General features: G+C 60.1%; 24 protein-coding genes and 1 pseudogene. 10 read left to right on the forward strand and 15 right to left on the reverse strand.

The genetic code is table 11. The annotated features are described in order from the left end of the window. Nucleotides 1–13 precede the first annotated feature (13 nt). From mltB to lipA, 6 genes are all read left to right on the forward strand, one after another. On the forward strand, nucleotides 14–1,021 hold the full coding sequence (gene mltB / locus QRN38_RS20110) for a lytic murein transglycosylase B (protein WP_005736753.1): 1,008 nt from the start codon (nucleotides 14–16) through the stop codon (nucleotides 1,019–1,021). Then, nucleotides 1,021–2,049 carry a septal ring lytic transglycosylase RlpA family protein gene (locus QRN38_RS20115; protein WP_007244675.1) on the forward strand — a complete coding sequence of 343 codons (1,029 nt, stop codon included), beginning with the start codon at nucleotides 1,021–1,023 and terminating at the stop codon, nucleotides 2,047–2,049. Before mltB ends, QRN38_RS20115 begins: the two co-directional genes overlap by 1 nt. A 241-nt stretch (nucleotides 2,050–2,290) precedes the next feature. Continuing rightward, a complete protein-coding gene (locus QRN38_RS20120) occupies nucleotides 2,291–3,451 on the forward strand; it encodes a D-alanyl-D-alanine carboxypeptidase family protein (RefSeq protein ID WP_057417858.1) in 1,161 nt (386 codons plus the stop codon). A 90-nt stretch (nucleotides 3,452–3,541) separates the two neighbouring features. Next, complete coding sequence (locus QRN38_RS20125; RefSeq protein ID WP_005763243.1) at nucleotides 3,542–3,817, forward strand: DUF493 domain-containing protein; 276 nt, start codon at nucleotides 3,542–3,544, stop codon at nucleotides 3,815–3,817. Continuing rightward, nucleotides 3,817–4,473, forward strand: coding sequence for a lipoyl(octanoyl) transferase LipB (gene lipB / locus QRN38_RS20130; protein ID WP_007244676.1), 657 nt, complete (start codon nucleotides 3,817–3,819; stop codon nucleotides 4,471–4,473). Before QRN38_RS20125 ends, lipB begins: the two co-directional genes overlap by 1 nt. Continuing rightward, the gene (gene lipA, locus QRN38_RS20135; RefSeq protein WP_005763246.1) at nucleotides 4,466–5,473 is read left to right on the forward strand and encodes a lipoyl synthase; all 1,008 of its coding nucleotides are present in this window, start codon (nucleotides 4,466–4,468) and stop codon (nucleotides 5,471–5,473) included. The genes lipB and lipA overlap by 8 nt, the downstream gene beginning before the upstream one ends. A gap of 264 nt (nucleotides 5,474–5,737) precedes the next feature. Here lipA and QRN38_RS20140 read toward each other — a convergent pair whose 3' ends face one another. The 6 genes from QRN38_RS20140 to leuS form a co-directional block, all read right to left on the reverse strand. Next, nucleotides 5,738–7,075 carry a lytic murein transglycosylase gene (locus QRN38_RS20140; RefSeq protein ID WP_024667087.1) on the reverse strand — a complete coding sequence of 446 codons (1,338 nt, stop codon included), beginning with the start codon at nucleotides 7,073–7,075 and terminating at the stop codon, nucleotides 5,738–5,740. A gap of 83 nt (nucleotides 7,076–7,158) precedes the next feature. Then, nucleotides 7,159–7,314 carry an alternative ribosome rescue factor ArfA gene (gene arfA / locus QRN38_RS20145; protein ID WP_003376569.1) on the reverse strand — a complete coding sequence of 52 codons (156 nt, stop codon included), beginning with the start codon at nucleotides 7,312–7,314 and terminating at the stop codon, nucleotides 7,159–7,161. 165 nt (nucleotides 7,315–7,479) lie between these two features. Next, on the reverse strand, nucleotides 7,480–7,686 hold the full coding sequence (locus QRN38_RS20150) for a hypothetical protein (RefSeq protein ID WP_017703176.1): 207 nt from the start codon (nucleotides 7,684–7,686) through the stop codon (nucleotides 7,480–7,482). 4 nt (nucleotides 7,687–7,690) lie between these two features. Continuing rightward, nucleotides 7,691–8,728 carry a DNA polymerase III subunit delta gene (gene holA, locus QRN38_RS20155; protein WP_011105191.1) on the reverse strand — a complete coding sequence of 346 codons (1,038 nt, stop codon included), beginning with the start codon at nucleotides 8,726–8,728 and terminating at the stop codon, nucleotides 7,691–7,693. Nucleotides 8,729–8,769: 41 nt separating this feature from the next. Further along, nucleotides 8,770–9,375, reverse strand: a complete 606-nt coding sequence (locus QRN38_RS20160; RefSeq protein ID WP_005763254.1) for an LPS-assembly lipoprotein LptE — start codon at nucleotides 9,373–9,375, stop codon at nucleotides 8,770–8,772. Between the two features lie 89 nt (nucleotides 9,376–9,464). Next, the gene (gene leuS, locus QRN38_RS20165; protein ID WP_011105190.1) at nucleotides 9,465–12,071 is read right to left on the reverse strand and encodes a leucine--tRNA ligase; all 2,607 of its coding nucleotides are present in this window, start codon (nucleotides 12,069–12,071) and stop codon (nucleotides 9,465–9,467) included. Between the two features lie 311 nt (nucleotides 12,072–12,382). On the opposite strand from leuS, the gene QRN38_RS20170 reads away from it, so the two are divergent. Both QRN38_RS20170 and QRN38_RS20175 read left to right on the forward strand, forming a co-directional pair. Beyond that, nucleotides 12,383–12,733: a hypothetical protein gene (locus QRN38_RS20170; RefSeq protein ID WP_054090161.1), complete on the forward strand. Its 351-nt coding sequence runs from the start codon at nucleotides 12,383–12,385 to the stop codon at nucleotides 12,731–12,733. A 70-nt stretch (nucleotides 12,734–12,803) separates the two neighbouring features. Next, nucleotides 12,804–13,574 carry a YdcF family protein gene (locus QRN38_RS20175; RefSeq protein WP_057417857.1) on the forward strand — a complete coding sequence of 257 codons (771 nt, stop codon included), beginning with the start codon at nucleotides 12,804–12,806 and terminating at the stop codon, nucleotides 13,572–13,574. 51 nt (nucleotides 13,575–13,625) lie between these two features. Here QRN38_RS20175 and lnt read toward each other — a convergent pair whose 3' ends face one another. From lnt to miaB, 5 genes are all read right to left on the reverse strand, one after another. Continuing rightward, the gene (lnt, locus tag QRN38_RS20180) at nucleotides 13,626–15,146 is read right to left on the reverse strand and encodes an apolipoprotein N-acyltransferase (protein WP_007243837.1); all 1,521 of its coding nucleotides are present in this window, start codon (nucleotides 15,144–15,146) and stop codon (nucleotides 13,626–13,628) included. 41 nt (nucleotides 15,147–15,187) lie between these two features. Continuing rightward, the gene (locus QRN38_RS20185; RefSeq protein ID WP_007243836.1) at nucleotides 15,188–16,030 is read right to left on the reverse strand and encodes a CorC family transporter; all 843 of its coding nucleotides are present in this window, start codon (nucleotides 16,028–16,030) and stop codon (nucleotides 15,188–15,190) included. 5 nt (nucleotides 16,031–16,035) lie between these two features. Beyond that, entirely contained in the window at nucleotides 16,036–16,536 is a 501-nt protein-coding gene (gene ybeY / locus QRN38_RS20190) for an rRNA maturation RNase YbeY (protein WP_005620648.1), read from the reverse strand. Beyond that, nucleotides 16,529–17,551 carry a PhoH family protein gene (locus tag QRN38_RS20195; RefSeq protein ID WP_057417856.1) on the reverse strand — a complete coding sequence of 341 codons (1,023 nt, stop codon included), beginning with the start codon at nucleotides 17,549–17,551 and terminating at the stop codon, nucleotides 16,529–16,531. The genes ybeY and QRN38_RS20195 overlap by 8 nt, the downstream gene beginning before the upstream one ends. Nucleotides 17,552–17,728: 177 nt before the next feature. Continuing rightward, nucleotides 17,729–19,057, reverse strand: coding sequence for a tRNA (N6-isopentenyl adenosine(37)-C2)-methylthiotransferase MiaB (gene miaB / locus QRN38_RS20200; RefSeq protein WP_007243835.1), 1,329 nt, complete (start codon nucleotides 19,055–19,057; stop codon nucleotides 17,729–17,731). A 130-nt stretch (nucleotides 19,058–19,187) separates the two neighbouring features. On the opposite strand from miaB, the gene QRN38_RS20205 reads away from it, so the two are divergent. Then, nucleotides 19,188–19,514 carry a DUF1820 family protein gene (locus QRN38_RS20205; protein ID WP_003376591.1) on the forward strand — a complete coding sequence of 109 codons (327 nt, stop codon included), beginning with the start codon at nucleotides 19,188–19,190 and terminating at the stop codon, nucleotides 19,512–19,514. A 42-nt stretch (nucleotides 19,515–19,556) separates the two neighbouring features. Here the strand turns inward: QRN38_RS20205 and QRN38_RS20210 are convergent, their stop codons facing one another. The 4 genes from QRN38_RS20210 to QRN38_RS20225 form a co-directional block, all read right to left on the reverse strand. Then, nucleotides 19,557–20,105, reverse strand: a complete 549-nt coding sequence (locus tag QRN38_RS20210) for a tetratricopeptide repeat protein (RefSeq protein WP_003376593.1) — start codon at nucleotides 20,103–20,105, stop codon at nucleotides 19,557–19,559. A gap of 295 nt (nucleotides 20,106–20,400) precedes the next feature. Then, a complete protein-coding gene (hemL, locus tag QRN38_RS20215; RefSeq protein WP_007243834.1) occupies nucleotides 20,401–21,684 on the reverse strand; it encodes a glutamate-1-semialdehyde 2,1-aminomutase in 1,284 nt (427 codons plus the stop codon). 205 nt (nucleotides 21,685–21,889) lie between these two features. Further along, nucleotides 21,890–22,507, reverse strand: a complete 618-nt coding sequence (gene thiE / locus QRN38_RS20220; protein ID WP_005763279.1) for a thiamine phosphate synthase — start codon at nucleotides 22,505–22,507, stop codon at nucleotides 21,890–21,892. A 23-nt stretch (nucleotides 22,508–22,530) separates the two neighbouring features. Beyond that, entirely contained in the window at nucleotides 22,531–23,328 is a 798-nt protein-coding gene (locus QRN38_RS20225) for a hydroxymethylpyrimidine/phosphomethylpyrimidine kinase (protein ID WP_057417855.1), read from the reverse strand. A gap of 423 nt (nucleotides 23,329–23,751) precedes the next feature. Between QRN38_RS20225 and QRN38_RS20230 the strand changes: the two are divergent. Next, a pseudogene (locus QRN38_RS20230) lies at nucleotides 23,752–25,744 on the forward strand (sensor histidine kinase). Nucleotides 25,745–25,799 lie beyond the last annotated feature (55 nt).

Here is a 25,799-nt window from a genome sequence, read left to right on the forward strand (position 1 = left end):
GGTGAACTATTCAATGCAAGCAATGCGTAACTGGGCTCGATATGCTCCGGTGGTCGGCCTGGTGGGCATCCTTGGGTCGGTGCAAGAGGCACTGGCCGGTGATTACGAAGGTTCGCCCCAAGTGGCCGAGTTCGTCGGTGAACTGACCCGCGACTACGGTTTTGCCGGCGAGCAGTTGATGGGCCTGTTTCGTGAGGTCGAGCGCAAGCAGGCCATTCTGGATGCCATTTCGCGCCCGGCTGAACGGGTCAAGCAGTGGAAAGAGTATCGGCCGATGTTCATCACTGACACGCGCATAGCCCGCGGTGTCGATTTCTGGCGTCAGCACGAGGCCGCATTGGCCCGCGCCGAGCAGGAATATGGCGTACCGGCGCAGATCATCGTTTCGATCATCGGCGTCGAAACCTTTTTCGGCCGCAACACCGGTAATTACCGGGTGATCGACGCCTTGTCGACGCTCGGTTTCGATTACCCGCCGCGCGCCCCGTTCTTCCGCAAGGAACTGCGTGAGTTCCTGCTGCTGGCCCGCGAGCAACAGGTCGATCCGCTGACCCTGAAAGGCTCGTATGCCGGCGCAATGGGCCTGCCGCAATTCATGCCGAGCAGCTTCCGCGCTTATGCAGTGGACTTTGACGGCGACGGTCACATCAACATCTGGACCGACCCGGACGACGCCATCGGCAGCGTGGCCAGCTATTTCAAGCGTCATGGCTGGGTGGCCGGCCAGCAGGTCGTCAGCCGCGCAACGGCGCGTGGCGACCGGGTTGATGAAGGCTTGAGCCCTGCACTTGATCCGGTAATGTCGGTCGGGGAGTTGCGACAGCTGGGTTGGGCAAGTCATGATGCGCTGCGCGACGACATGCCGGTGACGGCATTCCGTCTTGAAGGCGACAATGGTCCCGAATACTGGCTGGGTCTGAACAATTTTTATGCAATCACCCGTTATAACCGCAGTGTGATGTACGCCATGGCCGTGTATCAGCTGTCTGAATCGTTGGTTCAAGCTCGAGGCGTCAAGTAATGCGGGCATCGCCGATTCTTCAATCATTCAAGCTTCTGGCGTTGACTGGCCTGGCAGTGCTGGTCGCCAGTTGCTCGTCGCCGTCACGCACAACGTCGTCGCAGTCACCAAAAGGCGGTGCAGTTGTACGCACCATGCCGGGCCTGGACATCAACCGTGCTCACAAGGACGGCGCGCCGTGGTGGGACGTGGATGTTTCGCGCATCCCCGATGCCACGCCGACCCTGCACACCGGGGCCTACAAGGCCAACCCGTACACCGTGCTGGGCAAGACCTATTTCCCCATGAGCGATTCCAGGCGCTACGTCGCTTCGGGCACCGCCTCCTGGTATGGCACCAAGTTTCATGGCCAGAACACCGCCAATGGCGAGGTTTACGACCTGTACGGCATGAGTGCCGCGCACAAGACCCTGCCGCTGCCCAGCTACGTCAAAGTGACCAACCTGGACAACAACCGCACGGTGATTCTGCGGGTCAACGACCGTGGGCCGTTTTATTCGGACCGCATCATCGACCTGTCCTACGCCGCCGCCAAAAAACTCGGTTACGCCGAAAGCGGCACTGCGCGGGTCAAGGTCGAAGGTATCGACCCTCAGGAATGGTGGGCGCAACGTGGCCGTCCGGCGCCGCTGATGCTCAATCAGCCACAAGTGATGGCCCAGGCAACACCGCCAGCGCTGTCCACTTCCACCGGCACCGTCGAACAATACACACCGCCACCCCAGCAGCACGCTGCACCTGTCGTGCCGTTGCAGGTTGACGCAAAAAAAAACGCTTCAGGACAAGCCGCTGGGCTGTTTCTCCAGGTGGGAGCCTTCGCCAACCCGGACGCTGCGGAGCTCCTGAGGTCGAAACTGAGCGGGATGGTTCGAGCGCCGGTGTTCGTCAGCTCGATCGCTCGCAATCAGCAAACGCTCTATCGGGTCCGGATGGGGCCGATCGACACGCCGGGTGAAGCCCAGCAGCTGCAAAACAGCGTCAGGTCGGCCAATCTGGGCCAGCCGAGCGTAGTGACATCGGATCAGTAAGTTTTTCGACAGTCGCCTTCCGGCAGCAGTGGAGGGCGAGATGCAGTCGCAGGCGGCGCAGCTTTGCCAGCAGGGCAAGCGTTGCAGGTAACTGCCCACAAGGTCGTGTGTCGAACCGGCGACTTTGTCAGCCAGGGTTACAGCCTGGCGCCACGAGCCGTACCGAGGCGCTTTCGCCTCGCCGGTCTGTTCAGTTTTGCCCGCAAGGGCATGTTTGCCCATTAGGATTCTCGAGAGACGGATGAACATCACCACCTTTGCAAAACGTTTGTGCCTGCTTGTTCCACTGATTATCACCCCGGCTGCCTGGGCTGCGGAGCAGATGACGCCTGCCGCACCGCAACTGGCCGCCAAGTCCTACGTGCTGATGGACGCTACCAGCGGCAACGTTCTGGTCGAGAACAACGGTGATCAGCGTCTGGCGCCTGCCAGCCTGACCAAGCTGATGACTGCCTACATCGCGACCCTGGAAATCCGTCGTGGCCAGATCGGGGAAAACGATCCGGTGACCATCAGTGAAAACGCCTGGCGCACTGGCGGTTCGCGGATGTTCATCAAGGTCGGTAGCCAGGTCACGGTCAGCGATCTGCTGCACGGCATTATCATCCAGTCGGGTAACGACGCCAGCGTCGCGATCTCTGAACACATCGCCGGCAGCGAAGATGCATTTGCCGACATGATGAACAAGACCGCCGGCGACCTGGGCATGACCAACAGCCACTTTATGAACCCGACCGGTCTGCCGAACCCGGAGCACTACTCGTCGGCGCACGACATGGCGATTCTGGCCCGAGCCATCATCCACGAAGACCCGGCTCACTATGCGATCTACTCGCAGAAAGAGTTCTTCTGGAACGGCATCAAACAGCCTAACCGCAACCTGCTGCTGTGGCGTGACAAGACCGTTGACGGTCTGAAAACCGGTCACACCGACGAAGCCGGCTACTGCATGGTGTCTTCGGCCGTCCGTGACGGCATGCGCCTGATTGCCGTGGTGTTCGGCACCAACAGCGAACAGGCTCGTGCGGCTGAAACCCAGAAGCTGCTGACCTATGGCTTCCGTTTCTTCGAAACCCAGAACTTCTATCAGAAAGGCACCGAGCTGGCTCAGGCAACTGCCTGGAAAGGCACCGAGCGTCAGGTCAAGGCCGGTCTGGCTGAAGATCTGAGCATGACCATGCCCAAAGGCGACATGAAAAAGCTGTCCGCCAGCATGACCATGAACCCGCAACTGGTTGCGCCAATCGCCAAGGGCGACGTGATCGGCAAGGTCGAGGTCAAGAAGGACGATCAGGTGGTTCACACCGCCAATCTGATTGCCCTTGATGCAGTCGAGGAAGGTGGCATTTTCCGCCGCGTGTGGGATAGCATCCGCCTGTTCTTCTACGGCTTGTTCAACTGATTCAGTAACCAATGCCGACCTTCTCGCGGCCTGCTCATGATCTGAGCGGGTCGCGTGTCCGTCGTCACGGCTTGTGAGACCTTTACTGCCATGACTGATACCGACATCAAGTCGCACAAAATCGAATTTCCCTGCGTTGACTACCCGATCAAAGTGATCGGTGACACCAGCGCCGGTTTTACGGCCGCCGTAATGGAGGTGCTTGAAAAGCACGCCCAGGTCGATGCCAAAACGCTCGCCGAGCGTCAGAGCAGCAACGGCAAGTACACCACTGTCCAGTTGCACATCATCGCGACCAGCGAAGACCAGTTGCGCGATATCAATAGTGCCCTCCGCGCTACTGGTTTTGTGCACATGGTGCTCTGATGGCCAATGCTCTGGGCTTTCGTGATCTGGGTCTGATCGATTACGAAACCGCCTGGCACGCCATGCAGCGCTTCACCGATGGGCGTGGCCGCGAGGCTGGCGATGAAGTCTGGCTGGTCCAGCACCCGCCGGTCTTCACTCAGGGGCAGTCCGGCAAGGCCGAGCATTTGCTGCTGCCGGGCAATATTCCTGTCGTACAGGTCGATCGTGGCGGCCAAGTGACTTATCATGGCCCGGGCCAGCTGGTCGCTTATTTGATGCTGGATGTCAGGCGCCTTGGCTTTGGTGTGCGCGATCTGGTCACCCGGATCGAGAACACGCTGATTGCCTTGCTGGCCGATTATGGCGTCACGGCTGCGGCCAAGGCCGATGCGCCGGGTGTATATGTCGATGGCGCGAAAATCGCCTCGCTCGGTCTGCGCATTCGCAATGGCTGTTCGTTCCATGGCCTGGCGTTGAACGTCGACATGGACCTGGAGCCGTTCCGCCGCATCAACCCTTGCGGCTATGCCGGGCTGGCCATGACCCAACTGAGCGATCAGGCAGGGCAGATAGAATTTTCCGAGGTAAGTGTCCGACTGCGTGCGCAGCTCGTCAAACACCTCGACTACGCTGAGCAGGCGACCCTTACGGGCGGAATAAACCAATATGACTGACACCGTGCAAACCCTGATCCCGACGCTTGACGTTTCCGAGCGTGTGGCCCGTCCGAAAGTCGAAGCCGGCGTCAAGCTGCGCGGAGCGGAGAAGGTTGCGCGCATCCCGGTCAAGATCATCCCGACTGTAGACTTGCCGAAGAAGCCTGACTGGATTCGCGTGCGCATCCCGGTTTCTCCGGAGGTCGACCGTATCAAGCAACTGCTGCGCAAGCACAAGCTGCACAGCGTCTGCGAAGAGGCATCCTGCCCTAACCTGGGCGAATGTTTCTCCGGCGGCACCGCGACGTTCATGATCATGGGCGACATCTGCACCCGTCGCTGCCCGTTCTGCGACGTGGGCCACGGCCGTCCGAAGGCGCTCGACGCCGACGAACCGAAGAGCCTTGCCATCGCGATTGCCGATTTGCGCTTGAAATACGTGGTGATCACCTCGGTAGACCGTGATGACCTGCGTGACGGCGGCGCTCAGCACTTTGCCGACTGCATCCGCGAGATCCGCCTGCTGTCGCCGGGCATTCAGCTCGAAACACTGGTGCCCGATTACCGTGGGCGCATGGACGTAGCGCTGGAAATCACTGCAGCCGAGCCGCCGGATGTGTTCAACCACAACCTGGAAACCGTGCCGCGTCTGTACAAGGCCGCGCGTCCTGGCTCGGATTACCAGTGGTCGCTGACCCTGCTGCAACGCTTCAAGCAGATGGTCCCGCACGTACCGACCAAATCCGGCCTGATGCTGGGTCTGGGCGAGACTGACGAAGAAGTCATCGAAGTCATGAAGCGCATGCGCGAGCACGACATCGACATGCTGACCCTGGGCCAGTACCTGCAGCCATCGCGCAACCACCTGGCGGTGCAGCGTTTCGTCCATCCGGACACCTTCGCCTGGTTCGCCGAGGAAGGTTACAAGATGGGCTTCAAGAACGTCGCTTCAGGCCCGCTGGTGCGCTCGTCGTACCACGCCGACGAGCAAGCCAAGATCGCCAAAGCGATGCTCTGACAGCGAGCCGCAAAACAATAAGGGCCAGGTTGCGATACCTGGCCCTTTTTTGCGGTTGATTATCGTGCCGACGCTCCGCGTTGGCATGCAGTTCGTGACGCTCCGCGTCACACACTTCGCCGCATCTTTGGTCGAGATTGGACGCAGAGCGTCCGGAAATGCATTCCCACGCTGGAGCGTGAGGAACGATAGGCGTCCGTAAGAACACTATCGTGCCGACGCTCCGCGTTGGCATGCCGTTCTGGACGCTCTGCGTCCTCCCGATTACTGCCCCGCAGGCTTGCGAAGAGCTTCCAGCAACTCATGCGTCGGATAGCCATCGGCCGGCCAGCCGAAGGATTGCTGTGCGCTGCGGATTGCTTTGCGCGTATTGGCGCCGATAATGCCGTCTGGCGCGCCTGCGTCGTATTGGCGGGCCGAGAGCAGGCTTTGCAACTCGATACGCTCAGAGCGGCTCAGCGGCGTGTCTGCGCGTGGCCAGGCACCGACCACGTACCCTGCGCCCTTGAAACGGTCGGAAAGCAGGCTGATCGCCAAGGCATAGGAGGTGGAGTTGTTGTACTTGAGAATCGCACGGAAGTTATCCAGCACCAGAAAGGCCGGGCCGCGATAACCCGCGGGCAACAACAAGACCGCCTGCTGCTGGCTGGCCGCGACCGGAATCGCCGAGCCGTCGGGTTGCTTGAGGCCCAGTTGCTGCCATTCAGCAAGACTCTTGCGGGTTGTCGAATCGGCCAGCGAGTAGTCAAACCCGGAGCCTAGCACCACCTCAAAGCCCCACGGCTGACCACGCTGCCAGCCGGAGCTTTGCAGGTAGTGCGCAGTGGAGGCGAGGGCGTCGGCCGGGGTGTTCCAGATGTCGCGGCGGCCATCGCCGTCAAAATCGACGGCGTGGGTGTTGTAAGTGGTCGGGATGAACTGGGTCTGGCCCATTGCCCCGGCCCACGAGCCGAGCATTTTGTCCGGGGTGATGTCGCCATGCTGGATGATCTCCAGCGCGGCCAGCAACTGGCTCTGCGCGAAACCCGGACGACGGCCTTCGTAGGCTAGCGTCGCCAGTGAGCGAATCACCGATTGCGAACCCTGAAAGCTTCCGAAATTACTCTCCATGCCCCACACCGCGACCAATGCCTGACGGTCCACGCCGTACTGCTGCTCGATCTTCTGCAGATCATCAGCGTACTGCGACAGCAACGCCTGACCCTTGCGCACGCGTACAGCGGAAATGGCACCGTCCAGGTATTCCCAGACCGGGCGGCTGAACTCGGGCTGGCTGCGGTCGGCTTTGACCACGCTCATGTCGGGCGTGACACCGGCAAACGCCAGGTCGAATACGTCCGCCCGAATGCCTGCCTTGAGCGCCTGAGCACGAAAACCGGCTTGCCATTCGCTGAAGCTGACGGCGGGCTGAATGGTGAGCGTGTCATCGACGACCAGTGCTGGCGTGGGGGCCACGGCCGGAGCGTTTGTTTGCGCTTTACTGGTTTGAAGGGGCGTGGCATCGGCAGCAGTGGGTTTTTCTGCGCAAGCTACCAGGGCGATAAGGCTGGAGGCAGCGATGAGTTGGCGCAGCTGCGGGCGATGGGTAAAACGAGAAGGCATGCTTGAGTCCAAGGGTATTACCGTTAGGTGCAGACCATAACACGGCTAAGCGGTGGAAAGCGCCCCGCAGGTGTTGCTCGATATCAGGCTGCCATAAAGCAGGAAGCCTCCCAGCTTTTAGACTGGAAGGCTTCGCGGCGGTAGCTGCCTTTGCCCTTGGAAGGTTGTTCCTGACGACTGCGGAACAAGGGCTGGGCGATGATCGATTTGGCCTTGTTCGGCCGTTTTGGCTTGCTCATGGCGGGTGCTCCTGATGGGTGTTGTAAAGCGCTGCAAATCATCGGGCAGATTGGCGGTTATGTCTAATAGTTGTGTGCTATGGCGAAGGCGCGGGGCCTTGGCTGAGTGAACACTTGTAGGAGCGACCGGGGCGGCGCTCCCGCGAATTTGCGTTTACCCTCAGCTCAATGCACGAACAGCGCAACGATGGAAAACACCAAGACCACGAAACCGGTGGCGCTGGTCCATCCTGCTTGCCAGTTATCTTTGAGCCAAGAGCCTTTCCTGGGGTATTTCCCCCACGTGACGATGCGCACGATCGGCCAGCCGATGGGGTAGCAAATGTAACGAAGCGGTATTTCAAAAAAGAGCTGAAAGAATAGGTCCGACATGCACTCACTCCGCTGGCAGCGCCAGCCTCTGTCCCGCCATCAGTAGCGCCAGTCGGCTCAGGCTGCTCCACGGCGAGCCTGCCGCCTGGCCCTTGATTTGCGCGTCGATGCGCTGCGCGTCCATCAGCAACTGGCTCCAGCGTTTTGCCGAGTGGCGTTGCAGGGCTTTGCTCATCAGCGGTTTGCGCTTGTCCCAGACCGGTGGGCGGGCCGAGCTGAACACCTTGTCGAGCGGCACACCCTGGCTGAACTGTTGGGACATGTTGGCCAGCGCACGCAGTTCGCGAGTCAACGCCCAGAGAATCACCGGCGTCTCGACCCCCTCGCCGCGCAGGCCCTCAAGCATGCGCAGGGCATGTGCCGCCTCGCCGTTGAGCACTGCGTCGGTCAGGCCGAATACATCGAAACGCGCACTGTCGGCCACCGCAGCCTGTACGGTCTGAACAGTGATCTGGCCTTCTTCGGCCATCAGCTTGAGCTTTTCGATTTCCTGCGCAGCGGCCAGCAGGTTACCTTCAACCCGCGCTGCGATCAGTTCGACAGCATCCTGTGTGGCCGAAAGCCCCGCCTGCGACAAACGTTGGCGAATCCATTGTGGCAACTGGCCGATGTCCACCGGCCAGATCTGCACGAACTGGGTGTGCGCACCTTCAACCAGTGCCTTGCCCCATTTGGTCTTCTGCGCACTGCCATCCAGTTTGGGCAGGCTGATCAGCAGCAGGGTGTCTTCGGCAGGTCTGGCGCAGTATTCCATGAGCGCGGCTGCACCTTTGTCACCGGGCTTGCCCGAAGGCAGGCGCAGTTCCAGAAGACGGCGTTCGGCGAACAGCGACATGCTGGCACCGGCCTGGAGCAACGTGCCCCAGTCGAAGCTGGCGTCTGCGCTGAACACCTGACGTTCATCGAAGCCCTGCTGGCGTGCAGCGGCGCGGACGGCATCGGCAGCCTCCTGACAAAGCAGCGGGTCGTCGCCACTGATCACATAGACAGGCGCGAGCGTACCTTGCAGGTGTTTAGCCAGTTGGGCGGGGGCGAGTTTCATGGGCTGGAGAATGTCGGGGCCATATGACTGGCCCCGCACACTTACCTGGCCGGTACTTCGACAGGCGACTGCTGAGGCGTCTCGTCGCGGATCCGCTGAGCGGCTTCCAGTGCGTCGGCTTCGGCTTTGGCAACTGCGTCGGCCTTAGCCTGCAGTTCGTCCAGACGGGACGGCGTCAGTTGTTGCAGGCGTGCCATCAGTTTCTGGATAAGGTCGTTGCGCATTTCCTGACGGACCTGCGAGGCTTCCTGATCGGAGCCGGTCAGGTTGTTGCCGTCATGTACGTAGGAGCGGTCTGCGCTGACCTTGTTGTCCAGCAGGAGGCGGTCCCGATCACCGTGAATTTCATACGTCAGCGTGTTGGTCAGCTGGTATTCCGCCGAGCGGCCCGAACCGGAGAAGCTGATGGTGCGCTGGGTTTCGTTCTCACTGGTCAGAATCAGCTTGTAGGGCGCGCCGGTGTAGACCTTGACGCCGGAGCTGGTCAACAGGCGAGTCAGCTGAGTGACGGTTTCGCCGTAAGCGTTGCGTGCGCTGACATCCAGCTCCTTGATCGCCAACTCGGTCGTGCCGGTGCCACGCAGCTGGAAGCCACAGGCACTCAACAGAACAGCCAGGCCCATCACCAGCAAATTGCGTTTGATCATCTTGATGCTCCCGTTGAATCCGTTTGGGCCGCCACTGCGAGCCCTGAAAATATGTTCGGCGCCCGGCAGCTGCCAGGCGCCTGATCCAGTTAGCTTGCGACGATGTTGACCAGCTTGCCAGGCACGACGATCACCTTGCGAATGGTCAGGCCATCAGTGAAGCGCAAGACGTTCTCGTTGATGCGTGCCGCCGCTTCGACTTCTTCGCGGCTGGCACTGGCGGGCATTTCGATGTGGCCGCGCAGCTTGCCGTTGACCTGAATCACCAGTTGCAGGCTGTCCTGCACCAGCGCATGGGCATCAAACACAGGCCAGCCAGCGTCGATGACCGGCTCATTGTGGCCCAATTGCGTCCACAGTTCGTGGCTGATGTGCGGCGTGATCGGTGCCAGCAGCAGGGTGACTGTTTCCAGGCCTTCCTGCAGCAGTGCGCGATCCTGTGGCGTGGCCTGAGGGGCTTTTTCCAGCACGTTCATCAGCGTCATCACTTGCGCGACAGCGGTGTTGAATTTCTGATTCTGGCCAATATCCTGGCTCGCCTGCTTGATGGCCTGATGGATCGAACGGCGCACGGCCTTCTGCTCATCGGTCAGGGCGGCGATGTCCAGGCTGCCCGATGCACCCTGACCAACGTGCGCCTGAGCCAGACGCCATACACGGCGCAGGAAGCGATGCGAGCCTTCGACACCCGAGTCCGACCATTCCAGGCTCATGTCAGGCGGCGAGGCGAACATCATGAACAAACGGCAGGTATCCGCGCCGTACTGATCGATCATGGTCTGTGGGTCGATGCCGTTTTTCTTCGACTTCGACATCTTCTCGGTGCCGCCGATTTCTACCGGCAGGCCATCGCTGGTCAACGTGGCGCTGATCACCTTGGCCTTGGCGTCTCTTTCGAGGGTCACGTCGGCCGGGTTGATCCAGGTTTTCTTGCCGCTGGTTTCCATGCGGAAGTAGGTTTCGGCGTTGACCATGCCCTGGGTCAGCAGGTTCTTGAACGGCTCGTTCGACGTCACCAGGCCTTCGTCACGCATCAGCTTGTGGAAGAAGCGCGCGTAAAGCAGGTGCAAAATGGCGTGTTCGATGCCGCCGATGTACTGGTCGACCGGCAGCCAGTGGTTGGCTGCGTTTGGCTCGACCAGGCCACCTTCGTAATGCGGAGAGGCGTAGCGCGCGTAGTACCAGGAGGACTCGACGAAGGTGTCCATGGTGTCGGTTTCACGCTTGGCCGGTGCACCGCATTTCGGGCAGCTGCACTCGTAGAATTGCGGCATGCGCGCCAGCGGCGAGCCAGCACCGTCGGGCACCACGTCTTCCGGCAGGATAACCGGTAACTGGTCTTCAGGGACCGGCACGTCGCCGCAGGTGTCGCAATGCACGATCGGGATCGGGCAGCCCCAATAACGCTGACGGCTGATGCCCCAGTCGCGCAGGCGGAACTGAGTGCGAGACTGCCCCAGCGCTTTTTTCACCAGAGCGGCTTCTATGGCATCGAACGCGTCCTGGAAATGCAGGCCGGTGAACTCGCCGGAATTGATCAGCGGGCCTTGTTCGTTGTACTCGGCTTGCCACGGCGCAGGCGTTTCATCGCCAGCGCTGGTGCGTACTACGGGTTTGATCGGCAAGTCGTATTTGCTGGCAAATTCGAAATCGCGCTCATCGTGCGCCGGGACTGCCATGACAGCGCCATCGCCGTAATGCATCAATACATAGTTGGCGACCCACACCGGCAGTTTTTCGCCGGTCAGCGGGTGCTCGACGAACAACGAGGTCGGCTGGCCTTTCTTTTCCTGAGTGGCAACGTCTGCTTCGGCGACGCTGCCGCCCTTGCACTCATCGATAAAGGCTTGCAGCGCTGGGTTGCCTTGCGCTGCAAGGGTCGCCAGCGGGTGTTCAGCGGCGACGGCAACGTAGGTTGCCCCCATCAGGGTGTCAGGGCGTGTGGTGAAGACTTTCAATGCGCCCGCTTCGCCGATCGACGCCTGGTCGTACGGGAACTGCACTTCCATGCCGCGCGATCTGCCGATCCAGTTGCGCTGCATGGTCTTGACCTGTTCAGGCCAGCCCGGCAGTTCGTCGAGGCTTTCCAGCAGCTCGTCGGCGTAGGCGGTGATCTTGAAGTAGTACATCGGGATTTCGCGCTTTTCGATAAGCGCGCCGGAACGCCAGCCCCGACCGTCGATGACCTGCTCGTTGGCCAGTACGGTCTGGTCGATCGGGTCCCAGTTCACGGTGCCGTTCTTGCGGTAGATCACGCCTTTCTCGAACAGGCGAGTGAACAGCCATTGTTCCCAGCGATAGTAATCAGGCTTGCAGGTGGTGACTTCGCGAGACCAGTCCACCGCCAGACCCAGGCTCTTTAGCTGGTTCTTCATGTAGGCGATGTTTTCGTAGGTCCACTTGGCCGGCGCAACGTTGTTGTCGATCGCGGCGTTTTCAGCCGGCATGCCGAACGCGTCCCAGCCCAGTGGCTGCAGGACGTTCTTGCCGAGCATGCGCTGGTAGCGGGAAATCACGTCACCGATGGTGTAGTTGCGCACATGGCCCATGTGCAGCTTGCCGCTGGGGTAAGGAAACATCGACAGGCAATAGAAGGTTTCCTTGCCTGGCTGTTCACTGACTTCAAAAGACTTTTGCTCATCCCAGAACGTTTGGGCGGCGGCTTCGATTTCGCGGGGCTGATAGAGTTCGTGCATGGCTACTTTTTACTAAAGATTAGTGACCCTTGACCTCTTCATTGCTTCGCCGAGTCAGGTCGGCACCGCTGGGCTGACAATTGTAACTGTCTGTGCGGTGCGTTCGGGCTCAAGAGCGCGGAAGTGGAATTACAGGAAGCGCCGTAGCATACATGAGGGTCATCTATCGAGGGAAACCCTGATTGCTCCGTGCAGCGGTCAAAGCCCGGCTGACCGCTCTATCTGGCCGTTGGTCGCAGTTTTATGCCGGTTCCGGCAGCGCCGCTAAGCTCAAGCGCGAGGATAACGTTTATCTTCGATGAGGTGAGCAGATGACAGAGTTGCAGCACGCAGTAAGCACATCTGAGCTGTATGAGCGTTTGATCGATCGTCTCGGGCTTGCGCTTGAAATGGCAAGTACCTCGGTACGCTTGCGAAACGAATCGCCCGCCGAACTTGAACTCAAGGGGTTGAGCAGCGCCGAGTTCGAGTTGATAGAAGCCTGTCTGGAGAAAGGCGTCGGTACGTCAGGCGGGGCTGTCATGGATATTTCCAGGGGCAGCCATACGGATTCGTCTGAACACGCCAGCCCGGTCAAGTCGTCCAGAATGTCAGCCACGATCATCTGGCTGAAGGACAAGCGACGAGCCAGGGCATCGGCACGGCTGGGCCGTAACGGTTAGGTATCCGCCTTCAAACATTGTTGCCTGGCTTCAAACATTCTAGGCTTCGGGCATCTCTGGAGATGCCCCGATGCCTTTGCGCTACCTGTTGAAAACCCTCTTGTTGCCACCCGGCATTCTGTTTTTGCTGCTGATCCTCGGCTGGTGGCTGCGTCGCTCGCGTCCGCGTCTGGCAACAGCCTGTTTTGCTGCGGGTCTGGGCGGTTTATGGTTGATGAGCGTGCCGGCTGTGGTGGAGTTCGCCGCGCGCAAGATGGAGCAGATCCCGCCCTTGCCGCAACAACAATGGGCGACGCTAGCACAGCAGGCGGATGCGATTGTGGTGCTCGGCAACGGACGTGAGCGCAACTCGCCCACCTGGGGCGCCGATACGCCGACGGGGCTGGGCCTTGAGCGGTTGCGTCTGGCAGCCCGATTGGCGAAAGAGTCCGGGCTGCCGATACTGACCGCGGGCGGTTTGCACTTCGACCAGCCACCCAGCGAAGCGTCGATCATGGCGCAAGCGCTGCAGCAGGACTTCGGCGTGACAGTGCGTTGGCAGGAAGGTCTGAGCCGTACCACGTGGGAAAACGCGACAATGACCGCCGCGGTTCTGCGACCTCAGGGCATCAAACGCGTGGTGCTGGTCACGCAGGCCTGGCATATGCCAAGGGCGCGATGGAGTTTCGAGCAGGCGGGTTTTACCGTGGTGAGTGCGCCGGTCGGCTTTCTTGGGGTGGACAATGCCCGGCCCTTTGGCGGCTGGTTGCCCGAGAGTCGTGTGTTCACGCAGAGCGGGGTGTTGCTTAACGAAGCGGCGGGTTTACTGGTTTACCCGTGGATTTATCGAAGCGGTCACTGAGAGGAAGCCGATTCCAGCTGAAAACAGCTGGAACCGGCTTTGTGCAATCGGTCAGACAGTCTTGGAGATCCGGGCCGCCAGCAACGCCCAGCCAAATAACAGCAGGCAGACAATTGCCAGTGGCCACGAGCGCCAGTGCAGATACGGCGTGAGTTCGTGCATCGGCACCACCTCGCCGTACAGCACGCCACGCTCGAACTGCGGAATCTGCACGGTGATCCTGCCGAACGGGTCGATCAGCGCAGTAACACCATTGTTGGTCGCGCGGATCATCCAGCGTCCCGCTTCAAGGGCGCGCATCTGGGCCATCTGCAAATGTTGCAGAGGACCGATCGAGGTGCCGAACCAGGTGTCATTGCTGACCGTCAACAGCAGATCGCTCTGCGCCGACAGGCCTGCGGCGAACTCCGGATAAACCACTTCATAGCAGATGAACGGCGCGATGTGATAACCCTTGGCCTGCAATAGAGCCTGATCGTTCGGGCCGCGTGCGAAGTCGGACATCGGCAGGTCGAAGAAGGAGATCAGCCCGCGCAACAGGTCCTGCAACGGCACGTATTCACCGAACGGAACGAGCTTCTGCTTGAAATAAGTGCCGTCGCCCTGGCCGGTGACGGTGATGCCGTTGTAATAGCGGTATTCGCCACGCCCGGTCGGCTCACGCACCGGCACGCCCGTGATCAGCGCCGCGCCGCGGTCCGCAGCAAACTTGCCCATCATCGACAGGTAGCCTTCTGCGCTTTCCTTGAGGACCGGCACAGCCGTTTCCGGCCAGACAATCAGGTCGGCCTGCTGTGAGCGAAAGGTCATGTCCCGATACAGCGCCAGTTGATCGTTGAGCTTTTGCGGGTCCCATTTCATGCTTTGTTCGATGTTGCCCTGCATGGCCGCCACTTTCAGCGGCGGGCCGGAAGGCGAGGTCCAGGCGTGATTCTTGAGCGCCAGACCTGCGACCCACGGTGCCAGCAACAGCAGCACGCCCATGGCCAGAAACGATTTGCGTGCCCGCAAGCGGTGCAGGTTGCACAACAGTGCAGCGGTCAGGCCCAGCGCAAATGAAATCAGCCAGACGCCGCCAACCGGCGCGAGGCCGGCAAGCGGGGCGTCGAGCTGGCTGTAACCGGAATAGAGCCACGGAAAGCCGGTAAGAAACCAGCCGCGAAACGCCTCTTGCCACAGCCACAGGGCGGCAAACGCCAGCGAATCTGCCAGTGGCGCTTCGTTGCGTCGCAGCCAGCGCGCCCAGACCCAGGCGGGCAGGGCAAAGAACAGCGCGATGGCTGCGATGAACAGCAGCATCAGCAAACCTGCCAGCAGCGCGGAAGCACCGCCGTAGGTGTGGATGCTGACGTAGATCCAGCTGGTGCCTGCGCCGTACAGACCGAAGCCGTAACACCAGCCGCGAGCCAGTGCTTGGCGCGGACTCAACTCGCGCAGCCCCAGATAGAACATCGCCACCGATACCAGCACCAGCGGCCAGAAGTCGAAAGGCGCCAGGGCCAGGGTCGTGAGCCCGCCAGCCGCCAGGGCCAGCAGGTTACCGGGCCAGCCGGGGCGGGTTATCCAGCGCATGTAGATTCCTTAACGCAACATCAGGTGTGTGCAGTCGGTGATTACGGGCGAGAAATCGGGCTCACGCGCAGCAAATGGATGCGGCGGCTGTCAGCGCTCAGAATGCGGAAGCGATAGGCACCGATTTCGGTGATCTCGTTACGCTTGGGCAAATGACCGAAGGCATTCATCACCAGGCCGCCCACTGTGTCGAACTCGTCATCCGAAAACACGCTGTCGAAGAATTCGTTGAAATTCTCGATCGGGGTCAGCGCCTTGACCAGGAAGTCGCCGCTGGGCAGCGGTTTGATGTAGCTGTCTTCCTCGACGTCATGCTCATCCTCGATGTCGCCGACGATCTGTTCAAGCACGTCTTCGATGGTCACCAGACCCGCCACGCCGCCGTATTCGTCAATGACGATGGCCATGTGGTTATGGTTGGCGCGGAATTCACGCAGCAGCACGTTGAGGCGCTTTGACTCGGGGACGAAGGTCGCCGGGCGCAGCAGCTTCTTGACATCGTCGCTGTCGCCGTCAGCCTTGAGGATCAGTGGCAGCAGGTCCTTGGCCAGCAGCACGCCGAGCACGTCGTCGTGGCTCTCGCCGATCACCGGGTAGCGCGAGTGCGCTGCGTCGATGACCGCAGGCAGGAACTCGCGGGGGGTCTGGGTCGCCTTGATGCTGATCATCTGCGAACGCGGCACCATGATGTCGCGCACTTGCAGGTCAGCCACCTGAATGGCGCCCTCGACGATGGCCAGCGCTTCGCTGTCCAGCAGTTTGTTCTGGTGGGCTTCGCGCAGCAGCTCAAGCAGCTCCTGGCGGTTTTTCGGCTCATGGACAAAGGCCTGGGTCAGTTTACCCAACCATGACTTTTGCCCGTTGCTCGATCGGTCTTCGCTCATAGCCCTTACTCGTGGTCCTTGCTGGGTGTGTCTGAATGGGGGTGGTCGGCACTTTCGTCGTCGGCGTAAGGATCGGGGTAGCCCAGCTCCTCAAGCAACGTTCGTTCCAGTGCTTCCATTTCTTCGGCTTCTTCATCATCGATGTGGTCGTAACCCAACAGATGAAGGCAGCCATGAATGACCATGTGTGCCCAGTGCGCGTCGATGGACTTGCCTTGTTCAGCGGCTTCGCGGTTGACCACCGGGACGCAGATGACCAGGTCGCCCAGCAACGGGATGTCCAGCATGTCGTCTGGAACATCCGCCGGGAATGAAAGCACGTTTGTAGCGTAATTTTTATGTCGCCAGGTGTGATTGAGCTCACGGCCTTCGGTTTCGTCAACCAGCCGGATGGTCAGCTCGGAATCGGCACTGCGCTGGCGCAGGCCCATTTCACACCAGAGGCGAAATCGGGCTTCATCGGGGGCGGGCGTTTCACTCGCAACCTGCAGGTCCAGCTCAAGCATTGCGATTCTTGTCCCGTGAATAACCGTTGTTGCCCGACGGGCCGTCGCTGAGCTGGTCATCGAAGCGCTCGTAGGCCTCGACAATGCGCTGCACCAGCGGATGGCGAACCACATCCTTGGGTTTGAAATGCGTGAAGCTGATACCTGGCACGTCCTTGAGCACATCGATGACATGCGTCAGCCCCGACCGCGAGCCCTTGGGCAGGTCGACCTGGGTAATGTCGCCGGTGATCACGGCCGTGGAGCCAAAGCCGATACGGGTCAGGAACATCTTCATCTGCTCGACGGTAGTGTTCTGACTTTCGTCGAGAATGATGAAGCTGTTATTAAGGGTGCGTCCGCGCATGTACGCCAGCGGTGCCACTTCAATGACCTGTTTCTCGATCAGTTTGGCGACGTATTCGAAGCCGAGCATCTCGTAAAGTGCGTCGTACAGCGGGCGCAGGTACGGGTCGATCTTCTGCGCCAGATCGCCAGGCAGGAAGCCGAGCTTCTCGCCCGCCTCAACGGCCGGGCGCACCAGCAGGATGCGGCGAATCTGCTCGCGCTCCAGCGCATCGACCGCGCAGGCAACCGCCAGGTACGTCTTGCCAGTCCCCGCAGGGCCGATACCGAAGTTGATATCGTTGCTGAGGACTTCCTTGACGTAACGCTGCTGATTCAGGCCGCGCGGGCGAATCATGCCCTTTTTGGTGCGCAGCGAGACGCCGACTTCGGCGGCAGGGTGGTTGTCCAGGCCGTCGACGCCTGATTCCTGAAGAAACAGGTGGACCATGTCCGGCGTCAGCTCGGTACCCTTGGTTTCCCGGTACAGGCGGCGCAGAAGGTTCTCGGCGGATCGGGTTTGAGTGGTTTCGCCGATGAGTTCGAATTGATTGCCGCGATTGCGGATCTCGATGTCCAGGCGTTGTTCGATCAGGCGCAAGTGCTCGTCGAGTTGCCCGCACAAGTTGGCGAAACGATGGGCCTCGAATGGCTCGAGGGTGAAGCGATGAGGTTCTATGGGTGCGTTCAAGGTCGTTTAATGGCCGTCCGGCGGCAATTGAGATGTATTGAAGAATACCCCCTGGCAGTGGTGGTGCGAAAGCTTTGCCGTGTTAAAGGCTGTGCCAAGGGTTCACCGTGCTCAATGGTAGGGACCGCGCAGAAACGAATTCATTCGCCGATTCGCTTCTGCACCGACACTAAAGGTTTACTGTAGCAGCGAGCCACGCAACGAGTGGGGCTGCGCATCATCAATGTGTACGTCGGCAAATTGCCCGATCAGGCGGGGATTGTTGCAGCGAAAATTGACAATCCGGTTGTTCTCGGTGCGACCTTGCAGTTCGCCGGGGTCTTTCTTTGAGTAATCTGTAACCAGAATACGCTGGATGCTGCCAACCATCTGTCGGCTGATCTCGAAACCCTGTTGGTTCAGGCGATGTTGCAACGCGGCCAGTCGCTCTTTTTTCAGCGCTTCCGGTGTGTCGTCTTTCAGGTCGGCGGCCGGTGTGCCGGGGCGCGGGCTGTAAATGAACGAGAACGAGAAGTCGAAACCGGCGTCTTCGATCAGCTTCATGGTGTTGTCGAAATCCTTTTCGGTTTCACCGGGGAAGCCAACGATGAAGTCGGAACTGATGCTGATACCCGGCACTGCCGCCCGAAGCTTGCGCAGCCTGGACTTGTATTCCAGCGTGGTGTGGTTGCGTTTCATGGCCGCCAGAATGCGGTCCGAACCTGACTGCACCGGCAAATGCAAGTGCTTGACCAGTTCCGGCACGTCGGCGTGCGCCTGAATCAGGCTGTCGGAAAACTCGAGCGGGTGCGAGGTGGTGTAACGAATGCGGTCGATGCCATCGACGACGGCAACTGCCCGAATCAGATCGGCCAGGTCGGCGACTCGCCCGTCATGGGTGGTGCCGCGATAACCGTTGACGTTCTGCCCCAGCAGTGTGACTTCGCGCACGCCGTGTTCGGCCAGGTGAGTGACCTCGGTCAGCACGTCATCGAACGGTCGGCTGACTTCTTCGCCGCGCGTGTAGGGCACCACGCAGAAGGTGCAGTACTTGCTGCAGCCTTCCATCACCGACACGTAAGCACTCGGGCCATCCACGCGCGGCTCGGGCAAGTGGTCGAATTTTTCGATCTCGGGGAATGAAACATCGACCTGCGGCAAGCGGGTGATGCGCGCTGCGTCGATCATTTCTGGCAGGCGGTGCAATGTTTGCGGGCCGAAGACCACGTCCACGTAGGGCGCGCGGTCGCGGATGGCCGCACCTTCCTGACTGGCAACACAGCCGCCGACGGCAATCACCATCTCGGGGTTGGCCAGTTTCAGCTCACGCCAGCGGCCGAGCTGCGAATAGACCCGGTCTTGCGCGCGCTCGCGAATCGAGCAGGTGTTGAGCAGGATCACGTCGGCGTCTTCCGCGCGAGCGGTGACTTCCAGAGCCTGATGTTCGCCCAGCAGATCGACCATGCGCGAGCTGTCGTACTCGTTCATCTGGCAACCGTGGGTTTCGATGTAAAGCTTCTTGGCCATGCGTGATCATCAACCGATTCAGTGAACCGAGCATTATAAGGATGAAGGGCTCCGGTTCCTAGCGTTGGCTGTCTGATGGACATGCTATAGTCCGCGCCCCTTTTTCATCTCTGATCGTTAACCGCCCGTTATGACCAAACGCGAAGCTCCAATCTACAAGGTGATTTTCCTCAACCAGGGACAGGTGTTTGAAATGTATGCCAAACAGATCTATCAAAGTGATCTGTGGGGCTTTCTGGAAGTGGAAGAATTCGTCTTCGGCGAGCGCACGACTGTCGTGGTAGACCCCAGCGAAGAGAAGCTCAAGGCCCAGTTCGAAGGCGTGGTGCGCAGTTTTGTGCCGATGCATTCGATTGTGCGTATCGATGAAGTCGAGCGCATGGGCGTGCCCAAGATCAGCGAAGCACGCGGCACCAGCAATGTGATGCCGTTTCCCATGCCGATGCCGGAAAAATAGTTGCCTGGGGTATGAGCAGCGATTGCCCTGAGCTAACGCGGATCAGGGCAGTGGCGAGAAGGGACTGCGGCCTTCGGCGGTTTGCAGTTCAAGCAGGTATTTGCGGAAAATCTGACCGAGTACCTGAGTGGCCACTTCGAGGTCTTCGCGCTTCATTTTCGCCGACACTTCGTCTGCTGCGTCCAGCGCGTCTTCCGAGCCATTGACGGCGGCCATTTTCAGCACGATGTACGCCTGAATGTTATTGGCCTGCACCCCTTCTCCCCGGCTGAACATCAAGCCCAGCTGGTACTGCGCCTGAGCGTGGCCCTGCAATGAAGCCTGCTCGAAGTAATTCAGCGCCTGCGGCAAATCGCGAGGTGCATTTCTGCCCTCGTAATAGAACTCACCCAACTCGTATTGCGCCTGAGCATCCCCGCCCTGAGCGGCCTGCTGACAGGCTGCGAGCGCAGCAGGCAGGTTCTCTGGCTGGGTATTGAGGGTGCAACGACCCATCGCCGGGATTAACAACGAGTTGCCGCCGGCAGTCGCCAGCAGGGGATAGACAAGCAACAGGCAGCCCAATACAAGGGTGCGGCCGGTGCGGTTCATGGGAGTCGACTTACCTCTGAAAAAGGTGCGGGCATGCCCGACCAGCTAAACGTGCTGGCTGCGCATTATGAAATAAGCAGAGCCAACCTTACAAAGTCTTTACGGATTTTCTGCTGCACGGCGAGGAAAAACCCGTTTTTACGGGTGTATTGCCTGAAACCAAACTTCCAGTGCCGTGTATTTGCAGCTTTCGCACTGCATTGTAGAAGCAAAATACGCACTTAACGTTCCGTTTCATTCACAGACTTCACTTGCGCCGGTTCAATGACACACCGCGCAAGTGCGTCTGGCGTGCTTATTTGAGCGCAGCGAAGGCTTTTTCTGCGGCATCAAGTGTCAGTTTCAACTCGGCATCGCCGTGGGCAATAGAGGTGAAACCGGCTTCAAAGGCACTTGGCGCAAGGTAGACGCCACCTTCCAGCATCAGGTGGAAGAAGCGCTTGAAGCGCTCGGCATCGCTGGTCATCACATCTTCAAACGTAACAATTTCGCTTGCATCGCTGAAGTACAGGCCGAACATGCCGCCTGCCTGAGTCGTCACGAACGCGATGCCCGCGGCGTCAGCCCTTTGTTGCAGGCCTTCGAGCAGGCGGCGAGTGTAGTCGCTCAGCTCATCGTGAAAGCCTGGGCGGCTGATCAGGCGCAAAGTGGTCAGGCCAGCGGCCATCGCCAGAGGGTTGCCCGACAGGGTGCCGGCTTGATAGACCGGGCCGAGCGGCGCGATGTGCGACATTATTTCGCGTTTGCCGCCAAAGCAGCCCACCGGCATGCCGCCGCCGATGATCTTGCCGAACGTGCTCAGATCAGGCTTCACATCGTAGTAAGCCTGTGCACCACCGAGGGCCACACGAAAACCGGTCATCACTTCGTCGAAAATCAGCACCACGCCATGCTCGTCGCACAGGGCGCGCAGCCCTTGCAGATAGCCTGGCGCGGGCGGGACGCAGTTCATGTTGCCTGCAACGGGCTCGACGATGATGCACGCCACTTCCTGGCCCACTTCGGCCAGCAGGTCGCGCACGGCGTTCAGGTCGTTGAAGGGTACGGTCAGGGTATGTTTGGCGAAGGCCGCCGGTACGCCCGGCGAGCTTGGCACGCCCAGCGTCAGTGCGCCGGAGCCGGCCTTGACCAGCAGGCTGTCGGAGTGGCCGTGGTAGCAGCCTTCGAACTTGATGATGCTATCGCGGCCGGTGAAGCCACGGGCCAGACGAATCGCGCTCATGGTCGCTTCGGTGCCCGAGCTGACCATGCGCACCATTTCCATGGACGGCACCAGCTCGCAGACCAGATCGGCCATCTCGGTTTCCATCGCGGTTGGCGCACCGTAAGACAGACCGTGTTCCAGCTGATTGCGCACGGCATCGAGCACGTCCGGGTGGCTATGGCCCAGAATCATCGGGCCCCAGGAGCCGACGTAGTCAACGTAGCGTTTGTCGTCTTCGTCAGTCACGTAAGCGCCAGCAGCATGCTTGAAGAACAGCGGCGTCCCCCCCACGCTCTTGAACGCGCGAACTGGCGAATTGACGCCACCGGGAATGTGTTTTTGGGCATTGGCGAACAGTGTTTCGGAACGGGACATGGTCGGGTCTCTGCTTTGAAACGGGGAATTCGTGTCTACGCTGGGGTCAGCCGAGGCGGGCAGCTTTATACCGGGCTGCTTTATTGAGTGGCATGAGCCAGAGCAGGCGCAGGAACGCGCACTATATCAAATGAAGCGCGCACATATGACTATCATGCCAATGCTCCGAGCATGGGAGCACGAGTTTTGTGGCAGCGATTGCGCTCTACAACAACGCCATAAACGCTTTCGCCCGACGGGTGACTTCCTGTGGGGTTTCGGCGCCGAACAGGCCATGCACCACGGCCAGCAGGTCAGCGCCGTGCTCGACCAGTTGCGGGGCGTTTTCCAGGGTGATGCCGCCGATCACCGCAATCGGCAAATGAACCCTGGCGCGGACCTGGGCGATCAGGTCCAGCGGCACGGCCGGTGCGCCGGGCTTGGTCTGCGAATTGAAGAACCTGCCAAACGCCACGTAGGTCGCGCCGTCAGCCTTGGCTTGTTCCGCCAGCTCAAGCTGGCCGTGGCACGTAGCACCGACGATCGCCTTGTGCCCCAGCAGGGCGCGGGCATCCGGCAAAGAACCGTCGGTCTGCCCCAAATGCACACCAACCCCCAGACGAGCCGCCAGCTCGGCGTCGTCGTTGATAATCAGCCGCGTCTTGTAGCGTTCGCAAAGTTTGAGCAGTTCGGTCGCTTCGCGCAGACGGCGGGAGTCGTCACCGGTTTTGTCGCGGTATTGCAGCAGCGTCACGCCGCCGTCCAGCGCAGCCTCGACATAAGACAGAAATTTGCCGGTCAGCAACTGGCTGTCGGTGATGGCATACAGGCCACGTAGTTTCATGAATCGAGCCTCATGGCAGTGCGTTACGAGCAAAAATCCAGCGGCAGGCGACGAGGCACAAATTGCCCCCGGCCCAGCTGTTCGGCATCGCGCAGTGTGCGCCAGGTGTAGTCGAGTGCCGACTTCACGGCGCTGACCAGTTCTTCTCCCTGGGCAAGACGCCCGGCCAGCGTACTGGCCAATGTGCAGCCGGAGCCGTGGTAGCTGCCCGGCAACCGTTCGCAGACGAAGGTGTGGGTCTGGCCACCGCGGATGTACAGGCGGTTGTGGATTTGCTGTTCGTCGCCATGCCCGCCCGTGATTAGCAGGTGCTGACAAAACGGCAGCAGTTTAGCTGCGCACTCATCTGCCGTGCCTTCAGGCAATTCGGCCAGAATGCGCGCTTCCGGAAGATTGGGTGTGGCGATGGTTGACAGCGGCAGCAGTTGTTCGCGCATGGCATAGCCGACTTCATCCTTGCCCAGGCGCCCACCACCGCCGGCACGCAGCACCGGGTCGCAGACCACTGGCACGTGTGGGTTGGCCTGCAGTAGTTCAACAACGGTGTCGACCATTTCCAGTGAACCCAGCATGCCCAGCTTGACCGCGGCCACGCTCGAATCATTCAGGATGGCATTGGCCTGGGCCATGACCCATTCACGGTCCAGCACCCGAAAATCACTGACGTTCACGGTGTCTTGCACGGTGAGCGCAGTAATGGCGGGAGCGGCATGGCAGCCTTGGGCGAGCAGGGCTTCGATATCGGCCTGTATACCGGCGCCGCCACTAGGGTCGTGGCCGGAGAGGCAGAGGACAACGGGGCGGGAGCTATAGATATTCATGGTGCGCGAGCTTATCACTAAACCTTTCACGGACCGCTGGTGCACCCGCTTTTTATTGCACATGTAGTTTGCATAAGTGCTGCCTACGATTTGCACGTGTTTTGCATACGTTCTGCATGCGTCTGCCAGCCGCACTCTACGCGTGCCCGGCGACGCGCAAAAATACTCACGTTTGCTCTGAAATGACCGATATAGAGCTATTGCTTTGATTTTTATCGCGATACTGTCTTTACGCTATTAGCGACTATGCTTCAGTGGCAGGCCGGTTGTTGGCGGTTTGCGGGTGTTTTTATAGCGATGTCTGCTGGTGCATTTCCACGTTCAATGGTCTGTTTGAATCATTAGCCTGTTTCAAGGATAGAAATCTGCAGGACGTCGTCATCAACGGATGGATTGAACGCGACGACCTACCTTGGGGCTTCAATGCGCTATCTGTTGATCATCCTGGCTTTCTGGCTGCCGTTGCAGAGTCACGCGGTCGAGTTTGATGAGAACACTCGTTTTCTGCCGCTGGGCCGTGCCGTTCAGGTTTTTGAAGACCCGACCGGCACAGCGACCATCGACAGCGTCAGTTCGCCAGCCGGGGCGCAAGCCTTTCGGCCCGCACCCGCTGGCACCTTCAATGCAGGCTATTCGCGCTCTGCGTTCTGGCTGAAAGTCGAGCTTTCGTATCGTCCCGCCGATGCCGATATTCACAACGACTGGCTGCTGGAGCTGGCGTATCCGCCGATGGACCGGGTCGACTTTTACGCGCCAGATGCCAACGGCCGTCCGACACTGACCTGGCAGACCGGCGACATGCTGCCTTTCGCCAGCCGTCAATTCGCCCAGAATAACTACCTCTTTCAGCTGGAGCTGCCGCCAGGCCAGACGCGCACCCTGTATGTGCGTATCAGCAGCGAAGGTTCGGTACAGGCACCGCTCAACCTTTGGTCCACACACGCCTATTTAGAGGCGCAGCCCACCAAGATCTACGTGTTTGGCCTGATCTACGGCGTGCTGCTCGGCATGCTGGTCTACAACCTGTTCATCTACCTCAGCGTGCGCGAGCCCGATTACCTTTATTACCTGTTGTACGTGGCCGCCTTCGGGCTGTATCAGATGTCGATCAACGGGGTCGCCATCGAGTACTTGTGGCCTGACAGCCCCTGGTGGGCGAACGCCTCAACGCCGTTCCTGATGGCGCTGGCCACGTTGTTTGCCTGTCAGTTCACACGCAGCTTTCTGGGCACTGTGCGGCTGGGCCGCTGGCTCGATCGTTCGCTGTTGACCCTCATTGGCGCTGCCGTGCTGGTGATGTGCATCGCCTTGTTCCTCAGCTACGGGCCGGCGTTGCGCGCTGCCACGCAGCTGGTGATGGCCGGCGCCTTGACGATTTATCTGGCCGGCATCGTCGCCGTCGTGAAAGGTGAGCGTGTGGGGCGCTACTTTGTGCTTGCCTGGTCGGTCTTCATGATCGGCGGGCTGGTCTTCGGGCTGATGCTGATGGGTTACCTGCCCAACACCTTCCTGACCATGTACGCCTCGCACATCGGCACATTGCTGGAAATGGCGTTCTTGTCGATGGCGCTGGCGGACCGCATCAACCATGCCCGTTACCAACAGGAACAAACCTTGCTGGCTTACGGCAAGGATCTGGAACGCCTGAACCAGCAACCGGCTCAAAGACGAATTTCTTGCCACGCTCACCCACGAATTGCGCACGCCGATGAACGGGGTGATCGGCTCGCTGGAGGTGATGCAGACGCTCGACATGGACGACGAAGTCGAGATGTACCAGCAAACGGCGGCCAGTTCTGCGCGGGACATGATGAGCATGATCAACGGCATTTTGACCCTCACCGAGCTTCAGGCCGGTGTGCTGTATGCCGAATGCAGCGCGTTTGCGCCCGTCGATCTGGTTGACAGGTTGCGTGAGCGCTTCAGCGGGGCAGCGCAATCCAAGGGCCTGACACTGACGCTTGATCTGGACGATAAGCTGCCGCCCGGCATTCGCGGCGATGCCGGCAAGCTCTACCAGTGCCTTGAATGCCTGGTGGACAACGCGATCAAGTTCACCCGCAAGGGCGCAGTGCAGGTGCGTTTCAGTGGGCAGCCGCAGGATCTGGAGCGCATGCACCTGCGCGTTGAAGTGATGGACAGCGGGATTGGTTTCAGCCATCTGGACGAAGCTTTGCTGTATCAGCACTTCCTGCAGGTCGATGGCTCCATGACCCGCGAATACGGCGGGTTGGGTATCGGTCTGGCGATCTGTCGGAAACTGGTCGAGTTGCAGGGCGGCGAACTCAGTCATCGTTCAGAGCCTGGCAAGGGCAGTTGTTTCACACTGAGCATTCCCATGCTGATGGCAGTGCCGGGCGCAGTACGCCGGGCGCCCGAAGCCAAGGCTCAGTGGGGGCACGTAAGCCGCTCCTGACACCGCTAAGCAGCAAAAGTAAGCAGCAAAAGCGCCGGTTTTTCGGCGACTATGG

The organism is Pseudomonas sp. CFBP2511 (genome assembly GCF_030209255.1).
GTDB classification, from domain to species: domain Bacteria; phylum Pseudomonadota; class Gammaproteobacteria; order Pseudomonadales; family Pseudomonadaceae; genus Aquipseudomonas; species Aquipseudomonas avellanae.